General features: G+C 30.9%; 16 protein-coding genes and 1 pseudogene. 7 read left to right on the top strand and 10 right to left on the bottom strand.

Going from position 1 to position 14,766, the window contains the following annotated elements:
* Positions 1 to 148: 148 nt before the first annotated feature.
* Both EP747_RS25445 and EP747_RS19375 read right to left on the bottom strand, forming a co-directional pair.
* Positions 149 to 355 carry a site-specific integrase gene (locus tag EP747_RS25445; protein ID WP_129691716.1) on the bottom strand — a complete coding sequence of 69 codons (207 nt, stop codon included), beginning with the start codon at positions 353 to 355 and terminating at the stop codon, positions 149 to 151.
* 162 nt (positions 356 to 517) lie between these two features.
* A complete protein-coding gene (locus EP747_RS19375; protein ID WP_235832945.1) occupies positions 518 to 904 on the bottom strand; it encodes a TspO/MBR family protein in 387 nt (128 codons plus the stop codon).
* Positions 905 to 1,720: 816 nt separating this feature from the next.
* On the opposite strand from EP747_RS19375, the gene EP747_RS19370 reads away from it, so the two are divergent.
* From EP747_RS19370 to EP747_RS19360, 3 genes are read left to right on the top strand one after another with little or no spacing between them, the layout of a single operon-like run.
* The gene (locus tag EP747_RS19370; RefSeq protein ID WP_235832944.1) at positions 1,721 to 2,173 is read left to right on the top strand and encodes a MarR family winged helix-turn-helix transcriptional regulator; all 453 of its coding nucleotides are present in this window, start codon (positions 1,721 to 1,723) and stop codon (positions 2,171 to 2,173) included.
* A gap of 27 nt (positions 2,174 to 2,200) precedes the next feature.
* Positions 2,201 to 2,839 carry a nitroreductase family protein gene (locus EP747_RS19365; RefSeq protein ID WP_129691715.1) on the top strand — a complete coding sequence of 213 codons (639 nt, stop codon included), beginning with the start codon at positions 2,201 to 2,203 and terminating at the stop codon, positions 2,837 to 2,839.
* A gap of 35 nt (positions 2,840 to 2,874) precedes the next feature.
* Positions 2,875 to 3,168: a putative quinol monooxygenase gene (locus tag EP747_RS19360; RefSeq protein ID WP_129691714.1), complete on the top strand. Its 294-nt coding sequence runs from the start codon at positions 2,875 to 2,877 to the stop codon at positions 3,166 to 3,168.
* 264 nt (positions 3,169 to 3,432) lie between these two features.
* Here EP747_RS19360 and EP747_RS19350 read toward each other — a convergent pair whose 3' ends face one another.
* On the bottom strand, positions 3,433 to 3,606 hold the full coding sequence (locus EP747_RS19350) for an asparagine synthase (protein ID WP_129691713.1): 174 nt from the start codon (positions 3,604 to 3,606) through the stop codon (positions 3,433 to 3,435).
* 413 nt (positions 3,607 to 4,019) lie between these two features.
* On the opposite strand from EP747_RS19350, the gene EP747_RS19345 reads away from it, so the two are divergent.
* Entirely contained in the window at positions 4,020 to 5,180 is a 1,161-nt protein-coding gene (locus tag EP747_RS19345; RefSeq protein WP_129691712.1) for a murein hydrolase activator EnvC family protein, read from the top strand.
* Positions 5,181 to 6,078: 898 nt separating this feature from the next.
* Here the strand turns inward: EP747_RS19345 and EP747_RS24945 are convergent.
* Together EP747_RS24945 and EP747_RS19335 are read right to left on the bottom strand one after the other, a co-directional pair.
* A complete protein-coding gene (locus EP747_RS24945) occupies positions 6,079 to 6,447 on the bottom strand; it encodes a site-specific integrase (protein ID WP_235832943.1) in 369 nt (122 codons plus the stop codon).
* Positions 6,448 to 7,046: 599 nt separating this feature from the next.
* Positions 7,047 to 7,385, bottom strand: coding sequence for a DUF3889 domain-containing protein (locus EP747_RS19335; RefSeq protein WP_129691711.1), 339 nt, complete (start codon positions 7,383 to 7,385; stop codon positions 7,047 to 7,049).
* A gap of 160 nt (positions 7,386 to 7,545) precedes the next feature.
* On the opposite strand from EP747_RS19335, the gene sleB reads away from it, so the two are divergent.
* Entirely contained in the window at positions 7,546 to 8,361 is an 816-nt protein-coding gene (gene sleB, locus EP747_RS19330) for a spore cortex-lytic enzyme (RefSeq protein WP_129691710.1), read from the top strand.
* 15 nt (positions 8,362 to 8,376) lie between these two features.
* Positions 8,377 to 9,702, top strand: a complete 1,326-nt coding sequence (gene ypeB / locus EP747_RS19325; protein WP_419179330.1) for a germination protein YpeB — start codon at positions 8,377 to 8,379, stop codon at positions 9,700 to 9,702.
* Positions 9,703 to 9,766: 64 nt separating this feature from the next.
* On the opposite strand, the pseudogene EP747_RS25440 reads toward ypeB, so the two are convergent.
* From EP747_RS25440 to EP747_RS19310, 4 genes and pseudogenes are all read right to left on the bottom strand, one after another.
* A pseudogene (locus EP747_RS25440) lies at positions 9,767 to 9,976 on the bottom strand (hypothetical protein); the annotation flags it as partial.
* A gap of 51 nt (positions 9,977 to 10,027) precedes the next feature.
* On the bottom strand, positions 10,028 to 10,807 hold the full coding sequence (locus tag EP747_RS19320; RefSeq protein WP_129691708.1) for an undecaprenyl-diphosphate phosphatase: 780 nt from the start codon (positions 10,805 to 10,807) through the stop codon (positions 10,028 to 10,030).
* 89 nt (positions 10,808 to 10,896) lie between these two features.
* Complete coding sequence (locus EP747_RS19315; protein ID WP_165347161.1) at positions 10,897 to 11,802, bottom strand: hypothetical protein; 906 nt, start codon at positions 11,800 to 11,802, stop codon at positions 10,897 to 10,899.
* Between the two features lie 279 nt (positions 11,803 to 12,081).
* Positions 12,082 to 12,489 carry a cytosolic protein gene (locus tag EP747_RS19310; RefSeq protein ID WP_069033110.1) on the bottom strand — a complete coding sequence of 136 codons (408 nt, stop codon included), beginning with the start codon at positions 12,487 to 12,489 and terminating at the stop codon, positions 12,082 to 12,084.
* Between the two features lie 131 nt (positions 12,490 to 12,620).
* Here EP747_RS19310 and EP747_RS19305 point away from each other — a divergent pair, with 131 nt between their 5' ends.
* Positions 12,621 to 12,872: an alpha/beta-type small acid-soluble spore protein gene (locus EP747_RS19305; RefSeq protein ID WP_129691706.1), complete on the top strand. Its 252-nt coding sequence runs from the start codon at positions 12,621 to 12,623 to the stop codon at positions 12,870 to 12,872.
* 831 nt (positions 12,873 to 13,703) lie between these two features.
* Here the strand turns inward: EP747_RS19305 and EP747_RS19300 are convergent.
* The gene (locus tag EP747_RS19300; protein WP_129691705.1) at positions 13,704 to 14,723 is read right to left on the bottom strand and encodes a DNA/RNA non-specific endonuclease; all 1,020 of its coding nucleotides are present in this window, start codon (positions 14,721 to 14,723) and stop codon (positions 13,704 to 13,706) included.
* Positions 14,724 to 14,766 lie beyond the last annotated feature (43 nt).

Here is a 14,766-nt window from a genome sequence, read left to right as displayed (position 1 = left end):
TTCTTAAAGAAGAATAGCGATTATGTTCTTCTAAATAATTTAAAAGCAACTTCAATTCATTTAACGTCATGTAAACAGGGAGCAATTTATCATGTTTTTACGCTTTAATTCCAGTAGTAAAATCCTTCGTAGTAAATTGAACTTTTAATCAAAAACGACTAAATGACTTCAAGCTAGAAATTCGTGTTTGAACAGTTCTAGGTTTTACATGATGGCGAGTTACTTGATCTTGAATAAAGTGGCGTATTAATGTTGGTGACACATCTTCAAGATTATTAGAGCGGTTATTTGCCTTAAAGAAATGTAATAGACAATGAAAATCGTTTTGGTAACTATTTATATAGATCGCCCTCATTTTCGCATCAATATCGAATACATATCTAGTTTACATAAATATGCTGATCGACAATAAATAAAGGATCTTTGATTTTTGAAAATCCTTTTATTGATTATGGAACTAAAGTAAAGAACACAAATTTTTCGTCCTTTTCATTTGTATAAAAATAAAAAATGAAATTTAATTGATCCTATTTAATAGATAGATTTTCAATGCCAAGTAAGTGGCAAAAGTAGACCATAATAAGTAAGGAATGATTAGTTTTGTAGCAAAAGCTGAATAAGGCATAGTCGCATAAATGAGAAATAAAGTTGTTATTGCGACAATAGCAGTATCTAGCGCAGCTAAATCTAGTCTTTTCATTTTGAATTCGAAAAATCTAAAAGCTTGGTTGGTTAAATAATTTACTATCCACAAAACTATAAAATAGTTGCTCGTTGCCTTCAGACCAACCTTGTACTCAACTATTGCATGGGAAAGAGCATTTAGTGCATACAATACTCCCCAAATAACCCCTATTATCTTTCCCGAAGGTGTCCATACTGGTTTTTTTAAGAACTGTACCACACTCGATCGATAGGGAAAAGTAATCCAGATATGAGAAATAATAAATAAACAATAATAAAAAATATAGCAGCTAAAAAAATAACAATTATCTCCATTTATACTTGTCTATGTACCTAATTGTATGAGTCAGAGCGATTTTTTATTAGTAGCTAAAATAACGTAAGGAAATAAGTGCAATATAGTAGAAAAACGTTGTAGTAAAATAATAGGAAGTGAATACTAAAAAACAAAGCTGGATATAGTAGGTGATTTTTTGAATATGTTCATGGTCCAAACAAGTATTGTATTTCCGTTTTGTATGTTTTTTGTACAGAACTTTTGGGTAAAATCCGATTTATTTTTATATTGGTGCAATCGTCTCTGTACTTATATTTGGCAATATAAATATTAAAAATAAAGCCGTATTCATGACAAATATTCATACTGTTTTTTTAGATGCATACTTCTGAATTACTGGTGCCAAAATCTAAGTCGCGTAATCAGATTCCCACTAGTATATACAGTATTCTTTAGTAACCTTCTTAATCAAATAAACCTATATTGGTTGAACAACACAGTTTATTTTACTTGATCTTCTTGTTTTTCCCTGTAAAGCTCATTTAAGTGCTCCAATTGTTATGAATTGACACAATTAATTTTTAATGAATTGAATCATCTGAAATTTAAAACATCATTAAAGTTTGATTTTATACTTGATTCATGTAGGTCGAAGGTGTATATTAATTGATGTATCAATCATTGACTTATCAACTATTGATGTATCAACCATTATTAACTGTTAATAATCATTCATCATATTTGTTTTGGAGGTAGCGCGTGCCTGATTCAAAAGAAACCAAAGTATTATCAATATTAAAAGAACTAAAAGTTCAAATTGAAACAACCTTTGAAAAATGTATGGGTATTAGTCAATCACGATTAGAAATTATGAATCAATTGTTTGAGTGCGGTGAAATGAGTCAATCCCAACTTCAAAAAACTTTAAAGATTGATAGTGCTGCAATTACTAGACACTTAAAACAACTTGAGTTAAATGGAAAGATCACAAGAAGAAAATGTGAAACTGATAACAGAATAACCTTAGTAAGCTTAACGCAAATTGGACAAGAACAAATGTCTGGATTATGGAAGGAAAAAGTAGAGTTTGTAGAAAACATGCTTAAAGGTTTTTCCGCAGAAGAAATTGACTTAACACTTGACTATTTAAACCGTATTCAAATAAATATGGATCAAATTAATTCAAATCGAGATACTCTAAGCAATTCCTAAAAATTAGTAAAAGAGGAGAACACAACAATGACTTTGACAACATTAACTAATAATTTTAATGAAATATTAAAAGGTAGACGCTCAATCCGCAAATATGATTCTAATGTAAAGATCTCAATGGAAGAAATGCATGAAATAATAGAAACAGCTACTTTAGCTCCTTCTTCAGTAAACATGCAACCGTGGAGATTTTTAGTAATTGAAAGTGATCAAGCAAAGGCTACACTAGCTCCATTAGCTCGATTTAATCAATCACAAGTTGAAACATCTTCTGCGATGATTGCTTTGTTTGGAGACTTAAATAATTTTGACTATGCTGAAGAAATATATGGTCGTGCAGTTGAATTAGGTTATATGCCACTAGATGTTAAAGAAAAACAACTAGAAACACTTGGTGGCTTTTTTGCAAACAGTACAACAGAGCAAATGAAAGATACTGTTTTAATTGATGGTGGATTGGTAGCTATGCAATTTATGCTAACTGCTCGTGCTTACGGCTATGACACTTGTCCAATCGGTGGATTCGAAAAAGACAAAATTGCAGAAGCATTCGGTATGGATAAAGATCGATATGTTCCTGTTATGTTGATATCAATTGGTAAAGCTGTTGGTGCAGGATATCAATCTGTGCGTTTACCAGTTGAACGTGTAGCAGAGTGGAAATAAAAGATAAAAAACACAATGAAAAGAAGGTAAATATCATGATTATTATTCATGCGACAATGACAATTGATTCATCAAGAGAAAATATATTTTTAGAGGAAATGACTTCACTATTAGAAGCATCAAGAGCAGAAGAAGGTAATATTTCATACGATTTGACAAAACCTTCAGATAAAGAAAATGAATACATTATGGTAGAGGTTTGGCAAGATTTAAGTGCTGTAGCTGCACATAATACAAGTGCTCATTTTACATCTTTTGCTGAAAAAGCGAAAAATTATCTTACCGCGCCTATTCAACTAAATATTTATGAAGCAAATAAAATAAAGTAAATTATTAACTTTTTAAATTTAGGAGAAAGTTAAATTAAAAACTTAGAAAAATATTTTGATTTATTTGATCAATCAAGAACAAGTGAAAATGCTATGGAAGATTTAATAGGACTATATAAAAATTAACTTATAACAGTGAAATATAACAGAAATGAATTAGGTTTAAAAATCTGGATTTCTTAATCCTATAAAAAGTGGTAGGGAATTTGGAAGTCAATTACTAATAAAATAAAAATTGGAGAGCGCTAATGCTCTCCAATTTTTCTATCTTCGATGTTCAACAAGGTGAATTGCTCCTAAAACAATATGTGCTAAGCCAAAACCAAAAATTGTATTTGCCACCATTTTATTGGTGCCACGTTTTTGTTTCAAAGCATAACCTGTAGCTGTAACGGCTGATCCTAACACTGTTGGAATTATTCCTTCACGAACGTTCATGCCAGTGTGTCCTGGATCATTTCTTCAGTTGCATCCAAATATCATGGTTCTTCTGGATAAAGAAGCTTCTAGCTTATTGGACTCTAGAGAAATATCTTTGTTAGAGAAAAGTGTTACTAATTAGTTAAGATCGTTACTGATCTAATAGTTTTTGTAAACTAATAATGATAATAGTAGAAAAATATCACAAATTTGGGTTACTTGACCTTAACAATATATAAAAAGTTAGAGAATAAAAAAGGGATTGAAGAAGATTATCTTCAGTCCCTTTTTTAGTATTGGTTTACTGATTTTTTATAGTGCTGCAAAGAGCTTGTAAAAAACTTGTAAAAAGGGTGTAGTCTAATTAGCATAAAATTGTTACATTTCTAAGTTAACATAGATAAGTATATGTCAAGCTTAGGGAGATAACGATGAAACAAATTATAAATAAATTAATATTAGTAGCTGCAAGTTTATCATTTACGATACTTCCAAATGGTGTACTTGCAGAGAATATAGCAAATTCAAAGATTAAGAGTATTCAAGATAAACGAGTAAAAGTGCAAGATGAAGCACAAAAAGCAAAAAATGAGATGGATCAATTAAAAAATCAGCAAAAATTGTTTTTAAATTCTTTAGATACAATTACCACATCAATTGAGAATGCAAAAATAAAAAAGAGTCAAAAAGAGGCAGAATTAATAAATGGCAAAAAAGAAATAGAAAAATTACAAGCTGAAATAGAAGAATTTCAAAAACGTTTAGATCAACGTCAAGTAATCATTAATAATCGTTTAATTACAATTCAAAAATCGGGTGGAAATAACTCATATTTAGACGTTATTTTTGATGCAAAAAGTATTGGTGATTTAGTTCAACGAATAAATGCTATTGGTAAATTTATGAATGCTGATCAAGACATAGTTAAGGAACAACAGTACGATCTTGAAAAGGTTGAATTAAAAAAGAAAGATTTAATGATAACTCAAAATAAGTTGGAAAATGATAAAAAAGATCTTCTAAATTTAGAACGTTCACTTGTTAATCAAGAAACTCAAATGAAGGCTATACTAAGCAAACTTAATGATGATGTAAATGAAAAGGAACAGGATATATTGAGTTTAGAAGAACAGGAAGAACTATTAAAAGAACAGGAAAAAGCAATAAAAGTTGCTTCAAATATTTCTGGTGGCAATTTTACTCGACCAGCGGAAGGGTATTTATCTTCAGGTTTTGGATATCGATCATTTGATCATGAAAAGCATTTTGGCGTAGATATTGTTAAAAAAGGAAGTACACCGATTGTCTCAGTAGCAAATGGCGTTGTAATACGGGCTTACCATTCATCTAGTTATGGTAATGTAGTCTTTATTACACATAATATTAATGGAAAAGTATTTACATCAGTTTATGCTCATATGCAAAAATATCAAGTCTCTGCAGGGCAAACTATTACAAAAGGACAAAAAATTGGAACGATGGGAAATACGGGTCATTCTTTTGGTCAGCATCTTCACTTTGAATTGCATGATGGACAATGGAATGAAGCGAAATCAAACGCAATTAATCCAGCAAAATATATTAACTTTTAAGCTTTTATAACACTTTCGATCCACAATTATCTCATTTTAGCTAAAAACGGCCTACTTTTAACTAGGCTGTTTTTTAATTTTGGAAAGATATGTGAGTGATGTTTATCGAATAAAGAGAGATGGATTCCAGAAGTTGCAGCTACCTTAAAGGATATCGGATTCGAAAGGGAATTAGAGGGGTATCAACTGAGAATTGTAAAAAAGCTCCTAGAGAAAATTTCAGGTGCTGATTTTAGCGTTCCAGGAGGGGGGAAAAGCTGCTGTACCTATGCGACTTTTGGCATAAGGAAAAGACAAGACCAAAATTTAAATGGTTATGATTAAATAAATGTACATAAAATATGCTTTATTTCTCAGGTTTTGTACACTCACTAAATTATGTACATAAATTTAACTATATTAGTATTTAATAAAATATACAAATAGGATAAAATTTGTTATTTATGTACTGTGTTTTTTAAGAAATCCAAGAATACCACCTAAACAACAACAAGCTTAAGGAAAACAAGTAGCGGAATTTGGAAAGAAAGTACTATTATTAAATCACGTACGATTAGCTTACAATGGATCAAAAACAGATAATTATGGAAGACATTTATGCTATGTCTAGGTAGAGAACCATTTATATCAATCTTTGCTACTATAAAAAGGCTATGCAATTAAAACTTATGTATTAATTGCTAATGACTCATGACCAAGTACCTCTTGTAAGGTTCTTAAATCAACCTTTTCTTTTGCTTCTTATAAAAGAAGTGTAGCAAAGGTATGTCTTAGGTGATGGAGTGAAAATCGGGTAGGGGATAATGCTGCAGCTTCTAATGATCTCTTTAATAAAACATGTAGACTTAATGAAGAGGGGCGATTATCTGATTCCAAATACTTAAAAAGCATCTTTAATTCAATTAGTCGTCATATAAACAGGCAACAACTTATCATGGTTAGGTGCTTCAATTCCAGCGGTAAAATCCTTTTCAATAAATTGGACCTTCATAGAAAACCGACTAAAAGACTTTAAACTAGAAATACGTCTTTGAATAGTTCTAGGTTTTACATGTTGTCTGGTTACTTGATCCTGAATAAAGCGACGTATTAAGATTGGTGAAAGATCATCGAGTATTGTAGAGCGGTCATTTTCTTTCAGTAAATGTAACAAACATTGAAAGTCATGGTGATAACTATCTATAGTACATAAAGAGTAATTTTTCTCAACTTGTAAATACAGTAGAAACTCATCAAAAGCATCAATTAAGTTAAAATAAAATCCCATATAAAAGTAATAAAAAAATTATGGTCAACAAAAAAAGAGAAGTTGACCATAATTTTTTTATGGCACACAGTACAATGAACTTTGTTTTGATTATGTTTATTTCTAGTTTACATAATATATATTATAGGAAGTTGAAGTAAAATCACTGTATTTCATCTCAATTAGCAAGTATTCTTAGTGTTTTGAGATGAAACGAAAAAATCAACAATTTGAATAATCAGATCAAAAAAATCAATTCAATTTAAAAACTAATTAATTTATGAAAACTAAAATTATATAGTAATTTAATCATTTATCATTTGAGTAAAAATATTAATAAAAAATTCTTCAATAAAAAAATATAAAATTTAAAATTGTGTTAGTTAATTTGTTTAAGTTTCTACAACAATTCAATCTTTTTATGGTTTTTTACACTTAATTTCAATCACCGTTCCATCATTAAAAATCAAAGTGTAAAACCTTCAATTTATACTTTTTAAAATCAAAGATCTTTTATTCACACTAATACTTTCCTTTTAAAATTCTTCGTGTGATTTCCCTCACAATGTTTCTCAATAAAAAACATCACGATTTAAGCGATGTTTTTTAAAGTTAGTTTATTATCGATCCGTCTCAGTATAAGTAATTCCTAAGTATCTTTCTGTTCTTGTTTCAAATTCTACATTTACATATACCCCGAATTCCCTACTTCCATTTTTTAATCTTAACCATAACTTGAATTTTTCTACTGAGACAGTTGGTGTTTTTTGTTCTCTTCCTATGTGTAAATAATCTATTACATCTGATTGCGGGTATCTTTGGATTGTTTTTTCAACTGCAATTTTCCCCCATTTAGCATACGGAGGCTCATAAACTGGTTCTGCAACAGCTGGGTTTACTTTGCTAAAAATACAAAATAAGAATGAGAAAATGAAAATGGTTTTGTATGTTCTTTTCATAATGCCTCCTTTTTGCTTCTATCCTTACTATTCGACCCCTCTACTCTATCTATCCGTTTCTTGTTTGTGCAATTTATATCAGTTTTTACGCTTTTTACTAATAAAAAGAAATTTTTTACAAATAGTAATCCTATATGTATTTGATTAAGGAGGATTTATTTTGCAAAAAAATTTTCACTTTAAAACTGCATTTATTATCTTATGCATAATCTGTATATCACTGATTACTGTAAATACATACTTACCTAAAAAACAAGTTGATGCGTTTAGTAGTCAGGTACTTAGCCGTGGTTCAACAGGCCAAGATGTAAAAGAGCTTCAAGAGCGACTTATATTTATTGGTTTTCTAGACGATAAACCTGATGGGGTTTTTGGTTGGAATACTTACTGGGCTCTCCGTAATTTTCAAAAAGAATTTGGTATGAAGGTTGATGGTATTGCAGGTACTAAATTAAAAGAAAAGCTGACGAAAGCTACCAAAAATTATAAAGGTACTACTTCAAATAACACAGCAAATAATAATACATCGAATAATAAACCAGCTAAACCGAATACAAATAAACCTAAAAATTCGAATGCAAAACCAAATAATAAACCGATAGCAAATGCGCCGAATGGTTATACAGATAACGATATAAAATTAATGGCAAATGCAGTATATGGAGAATCACGTGGTGAGCCATATATTGGTCAAGTTGCTGTTGCTGCAGTAATTTTAAACCGTTTAACGAACGCTTCTTTTCCAAATTCAATAGCAGGTGTCATTTATCAACCGGGTGCTTTTACAGCAGTAGCTGACGGTCAAATTAATTTAACACCTAATGCACAGGCTAAAAAAGCCGTAATTGATGCGATAAATGGCTGGGATCCAACTACAGGATGTATATATTATTACAATCCTAAAACAGCAACAAATCAATGGATTCGTGGCCGCCCTATTATTTTAACAATTGGTCAACATATATTTTGCAAATAAATGTAGTGAGGTGTCATTATGAAAGGTAGTTGGATTGTTGCAGGTGCTTTAGCAGCCGCTCTAATCGGATCTGGTTATTGGGGATATACGCAAAATCGCGAACTGAAAGAAGTGAATTTAAAAGCTGAAAATAATTATCAGAGAGCTTTTAATGAATTAACATTCGATATGGATTTATTACACGATAAAATCGGTACGACTTTAGCAATGAATTCAAGAACGTCCCTCTCCCCTACTTTAGCGGATGTATGGCGACTTTCGATTCAATCTAAATCTGACATTGCACAACTTCCACTAAAATTTATGCCATTTGATAAAACGCAGGCCTTTTTAACTGGAGTAGCAAACTTTAGCTATAAAACAGCGGTTCGAGATTTAAATAAAGATCCTTTAACTGCAAAGGAATATAGTTCTTTACGTAATATGTATTCAACAGCTGAAAAAATTCAAGATGGACTACGTAATGTGCAAACTAACATCATGAATAAAAACTTAAGTTGGATGGATGTTAGTCAAATGTCTGAAGAAAGAAAAGCACCTCGAGACAATAGTATCGTGGATGGTTTTAAACATATTGAACAAGTAAAAGCAACTACAAACAATGATTTTGGTCCTACTTTCAGTAATGGCCAAGAAGAATCTAAAGGCTTAAAGAAGCTAACTGGTAAAAAAATTGATCAAAATGAAGCTAAAAAAATCGCTGAGGACATTGTACCGCTCAAAAATGTTACTAAAATTCAAGTTACTCGAAGTAAAAGCGATAATGAACGATTTGAACCTTTTTACTCAGTTTCAATGGCTCACAATAACCCAACAGCTGATACGTATATGGAAATAACTGAAACTGCAGGCTTACCAATCTTCTTCATTACAAATAGACCAATAGCTAAACAGCAAATCAGTTTAGACGATGCAGTGAAAAAAGGATTAAGTTATTTAAATTCAAAAAACTATAAGAACATGGAATTATACGATAGTTCACAATACGATACAATTGGCGTACTTCAATATGTTAAAGCAATTGATGACGTGCGCATCTATCCAGAAGCAATTCAATTAAAGGTTGCATTAGATAACGGGCAAATAATCGGATTTAATGCTAAAAACTATATTACTGCAAACCATGTACGTAAAGTCCCTACTCCTAAGCTTACACTTGAGCAAGCAAGAGCAAAGCTGAATAAAAATGTTAAAGTTGAGGAAGAACGTTTAGCTGTCATCTTAAATGATTTTAATAAAGAAGTTCTCACTTATGAATTTTTAGGTACATATAATCACGATACATATGATATCTTTATAAATGCAACGACTGGTGATGAAGAAAAAGTTAAAAAACTTTGAGTAATGTCAAAAAAAGCACAGGTTTATTACTTCCTGTGCTTTTTAATGTTAAAAACGATTTAATTTAATTGCATAATATGTTCGGATCTTTAATTTTTTGATCCTGAGCTAATAAAACAATCTTTGATAAAATTTCTGCTGTTTTTGGATCTTCATCAATAAATGGTAAAAAGATTTTCCCTCTATGCTGTGAATGAACTGGGATAATATGTAAAGCACCTTTCGCATTCTTATAAGTGTTTCCACTGCCAAGATGTACGTTATATTCATTTATATAAACAGGTTAAATAAGACAACAAGTTCGTCTTTATATCAATATATCGTATTAAAATATCTTCAAATACTGAAGCACTACGATACTAACGCCTAAAAAAATAACATAATAGCCAAAAATATTCAGTGATTGTTTTTTTAGTAAATTGATCATCCAACTGATGGCTAAATAACCGAATAAGCTTGCGGCTAATGTTCCAAGAAATAGTGGGAAAAATGCGATTTGCTCCGCGTTTTTGCCAAGAAGATCTTTTCCTTGGAATACGATTCCACCTAAAATTGCAGGTGTCGATAGTAAGAATGAAAAATAGGCAGCGCTTTTTCGTTCCATTCCTTTAAATAATGCTGCAGCGATCGTTAATCCTGATCGAGAAACCGCTGGAAAAATAGCAAGTGCTTGAAATGAGCCGATGAATAAAGCATCAACCCATGTTAGCTCCTCCATTGTTTTCTTCCCTTTTCTCCTTTTATCAGCAATAAATAAAATAATACCAGTAAAAATAAACTCCCACCCAATCGTTTTACCTGAAACAGATATTTCATCAAAAAAATCTTTAAATAATAATCCTACAATTACAGCGGGTAGTGTTCCTACAAATAGTAATAAAGTTAATTTTGAAAAAGGTTTTTTTATTAAACCTTTCCATTCTTTACTGTAAAAAACAAATACCGCTAATAAAGTACCAATATGCATTAACGTATCTAGTAATAGGCCTGCCTCATCTAACCCAAATAAATGTCTACCAATATATAAGTGACCGGTACTACTGATAGGGAGAAATTCTGTTAACCCTTGAATGATGCCTAATATAATTGCTTCAATGCTAGACATAATCAATTCTCCTTTCATTCAAATTAGTAAATTATATGCAAAAAAAATTCAATTCTTGTCCAAATTATTAAAAACAAACTAAAAAAGCATCAGGTTAGATGCTTTTTGGATGGTAATCTTGAAAATAACTTACTAGTAGGCTCTTCTTTTAATTGGTTTGAAATATATTTTGTAGCGTCTTGTAGTTTTACTTCATCAACATCAGTAGTGATCTCAAGTCGATGTAAAAATGAAATTAAATCTTCGGTTTCAATCATTCTATTTTGTTCATTAGATGGAAAACAACCTCCAAACCCTCCATTTGCTGATTCAAACCGCTGAATTCCATACGAAAGTGAGGTATAGATGTTAGAAATGCCATTTCCAAAAGTATTATAAAATTGCATCGAACAACGCTCTTTTGGTATTTTTATTAGTAAATCCTCCAAAAATAACTTAACTTGATGAGGTGATACTTTGCCTACCGTATCAACAAATGATAACTCCTCCACTCCATCATCTAATAATTGCATTGCCAAGTCGATTGCTTTTTGATGACATACTTTTTCATCGTGACATCCAAATACCGTTGTAATATAAGCACGTGTAAGCTTTTCATAATCTTTTGTTACTTTTGTCATCTCTTTTATATCTTTCAGTGATTGATTGATTGAGCAATTTTTAATTTTAAAATTATATGACTCACTTGTTGATATAAAAAAGTTAATTTCATCTGCATCTACGACAAATGCTCTCATTAAACTTCTCTTATTTGGTACTAATACTCCATATGTTACGTGATGATCTCTTTTTAGCTTCAATACTAATTCCGTAGCTTCATTAAACTGTTGTTTATTCGGAAAATTCATTAATGTGGCTACTTCGATGTGATTTAATCCACTTTTGATAAGATGGTTAATCCATTGTAACTTTTGTTCAATAGATAATCGTGATCCATATTGAAAATTAATACGAGGTCCAATTTCTTTTATAAATACAGACTGTGGCAGGTTCAATATGATTGACTCCTATTCTACTTTTTAATTTTTAAAAACAATCTCCTCTGTAAATATCCTTGTATTAATTCTATTGAGTCGAAAGTTATTTATGATAGATAGGGTAGAATCATTAAAATAAAAAAAGCACTTGATAAAAATATCAAGTGCTTTTTTGAAATCATTGTCTTAAATTAATAACCAAAACAAAATAGTGAAACTTCCATTTTTTGCATAAATAACCAATTTTAAATATATAAACTCGGCATTTTTTGGAAGAATATACATTTATATGGTAATTTATACTTCTAAATCTTCGCCTTCTTCAATTACATGGAATAATAAATGAACTAAATGATGAATTGAGCTAGAAGCATCCAGTTCAACTTCCTCTTCTTCAGAAGTTTCATCAACGAATTCTAAATCATTTAAATATAAAGCCATAAATTCATAAAAATCTTTCATTGCAAATGAATAGCAAGCAACTGGTTCTTCATCTTCTTCATTATATTGTAGGACTAAATGAGACACATTTCCTTCATTATCCTCTGAATCTAGAAACACAAAAAAGCCTATATTTGTATCAATTTCGAATAAATGTCTAGTACCACCTTCAGTAGACTTATGGTATTCCTCGTCATTCAATTTTTGGATTAACATATTATCTACATTATCTTCTTTGTGAAAAGTTACATTAAAAGATTTCATCATTATTCTCCTTTTATATGTATTGATTAACGCATGTCTTCATTATGTAACATTCCCTATTTTATAGCAATTATTTCCATAATTAAAAAAATCAATAAACGGGAAATCTACGACTAAAAGGAGTGGGTTTGATGAGTAGAAAAAATAAAATCTTAGTTCCTGAATCTAGAAAAGCACTAGATGCTTTAAAAGCTAAAGTAATGCATACATCTAATCCTGAAGATGCTAAATTCGAAGCTGCTGAGGAAGTAGGAGTTCCTTTAACGAAAGGATATAATGGCAATTTAACGTCTCATCAAAATGGTAAAGTTGGTGGACGTATTGGTGGGAATATGGTGAAAGAATTAGTTAGAATGGCGCAGGAGAATTTGAATAAACGTTAATTTTACATTCCCATATTCGACAATATTGGTATTTTTGCAATAGTAATTGGAATGAATAAAAGAAGAACTAAATTGATTTGTATAATAGTTTGTATTTAATTATCTCCAGAAGTGTTTTAACTATAATATATAAAAGCATAGTAAATGATAAAAGCATAAACAATTGTTGTTTATGCTTTTATAGAGCTGAATTATAGTTTTTTAACAAACATCATTTTTTTATATTCTCTTTGGATAAAGAAAAAGCCCAAACCCTTGAGATATTAAGGTTTTAGGCTTCAATTTCATAATGATCCCTAACCGGTTCGAACCGTTGATCTCTACCTTGTCAAAGTAGAAATGTTACTTGGATTATAACAGTTTTATTATGGAAGGAAAGTTTGATAATGGGCTTTAAATTTCAGATAATCATTGTTCAACTAAACTGTCAGTTAGTTGAATAAGAAAATCAACAATCTACTTTAAAGAGCCAACAAAAAATGAATATATTTATGATGGTCTGAAAGCACAACGATTATTTAACCTATAAATTTTCCTTAATTTGTAACATTTATCACAAACTAACAATTAAAAATAATGTTACTATTATACATGAAAAGAACTCGCTCAAATTCTTTTCTCTTTAAAAATCTTTAAGCCATATTGACTTGACACTATCAAATAGGGCTCTTATTTTATGCTCATTTTTTTATTGCTTTGTTAATATTTGAACTAAAAAAAGAGACTGTCACAAGTGACAATCATTAAGTATCTCTTATTCAACTAAAGCCCATTAGTTGAACAATAACTTCAACTCGATTTAACCTTTTTAATAAAAACGCATGACCCCATTTATTCACCTACTAAGCCATCACCATCTCGATCATCCATATATTTATAGAGCCATGAATCGCGCGTAATTGGCATTTTAAAGCCAGCAGCTTTGGCTTCAGCGATCGTAACACTTCCGTTATGATTGGTATCCACTTTACTAACATCTTCATTACTATTTTCCGTTTTGTTTGCAGGTACTTTGACTGTTTTCGGTGGCGTACTGCTCGTACCTGTGGTTTTCACTAAATTTTTGTTCACTTTATCTGGATTTACATTGTCAAATTCATCTGTAATGGATCTGCCCTGAATTTTGTATGTGAATTTATAATGGTTAGGAGTTTGCGTCTTAGTATTTGGATATTGAATCACTGCTACGAAATCAGTGCAACCTCCTGCATCTCGAATCACTTTTTCCATATAAGCTTGATCACCGTGCCGATTGAGATTACTATCCTGAGGTGTAATGTTATATGCGTTTGATACTCCCCCAAGCGAGTCAGCAATCACATGCCCTTTATCCAAGGTTGGACTTTCTGTACCAGGAACATTTGCTTCATCAGCGTAATATCTACCTGATGACAAAATATGATCAGTTTTCGGATTTTGAAGTGTTATATTTTTCGCCTCAACACGAATTAGCTGACCGTATTCATTTGTATAAGCCCAATATTCCCGTTTTCCAAATCCGACATCTACTTTGACATTCGATCTTCTATGTCCTGACATATCCCCGCCGTTTACTTCTATTAGGGTATACTTGCTGTAATCAAATCCATTCGTTGTACCTGTTGCCTTTGATGTGGCAGATGCAGGAACACTTTTGTTGGGTTCACTATTGCTCGTTGGTTTTTCTACGTCATCGTCAGATGTACTCTTATTGGCTTCAATAGTCTTAGAAGCCGTGCTCGTTGGGGACTGCACTTTTTTTGACGAAGTCTGTTCAGTGATTTTTCCGCAACCCACAAATACTGATATTAAAATCACAGTAATTAAAATCAAAAATATTCTTTTGTTCACACTTTTGCACACCTTTCTCATGTTTCCACCCTAGATAAATCATATTTAAACAATAACACATTTT

The sequence above is a fragment of the Gottfriedia acidiceleris genome (assembly GCF_004138285.1).
GTDB lineage: Bacteria > Bacillota > Bacilli > Bacillales > Bacillaceae_G > Gottfriedia > Gottfriedia acidiceleris_A.
The sequence above is the reverse complement of the archived record's forward strand: the minus strand, read 5'-3'. Positions and strand labels throughout refer to the sequence as shown.

What these genes read in the sequence shown, in the direction of transcription:
- EP747_RS19350 (WP_129691713.1), bottom strand. Translation starts at nt 3,606, where the DNA reads ATGAACGTTCGTGAAGGAATAATTCCAACAGTGTTAGGATCAGCCGTT.
- EP747_RS19305 (WP_129691706.1), top strand. Translation starts at nt 12,621, where the DNA reads ATGAGTAGAAAAAATAAAATCTTAGTTCCTGAATCTAGAAAAGCACTA.
- EP747_RS19365 (WP_129691715.1), top strand. Translation starts at nt 2,201, where the DNA reads ATGACTTTGACAACATTAACTAATAATTTTAATGAAATATTAAAAGGT.
- EP747_RS19360 (WP_129691714.1), top strand. Translation starts at nt 2,875, where the DNA reads ATGATTATTATTCATGCGACAATGACAATTGATTCATCAAGAGAAAAT.
- EP747_RS19320 (WP_129691708.1), bottom strand. Translation starts at nt 10,807, where the DNA reads ATGTCTAGCATTGAAGCAATTATATTAGGCATCATTCAAGGGTTAACA.
- EP747_RS19300 (WP_129691705.1), bottom strand. Translation starts at nt 14,723, where the DNA reads ATGAGAAAGGTGTGCAAAAGTGTGAACAAAAGAATATTTTTGATTTTA.
- EP747_RS25445 (WP_129691716.1), bottom strand. Translation starts at nt 355, where the DNA reads ATGAGGGCGATCTATATAAATAGTTACCAAAACGATTTTCATTGTCTA.
- EP747_RS19345 (WP_129691712.1), top strand. Translation starts at nt 4,020, where the DNA reads ATGAAACAAATTATAAATAAATTAATATTAGTAGCTGCAAGTTTATCA.
- EP747_RS19335 (WP_129691711.1), bottom strand. Translation starts at nt 7,385, where the DNA reads ATGAAAAGAACATACAAAACCATTTTCATTTTCTCATTCTTATTTTGT.
- EP747_RS24945 (WP_235832943.1), bottom strand. Translation starts at nt 6,447, where the DNA reads ATGGGATTTTATTTTAACTTAATTGATGCTTTTGATGAGTTTCTACTG.
- EP747_RS19310 (WP_069033110.1), bottom strand. Translation starts at nt 12,489, where the DNA reads ATGAAATCTTTTAATGTAACTTTTCACAAAGAAGATAATGTAGATAAT.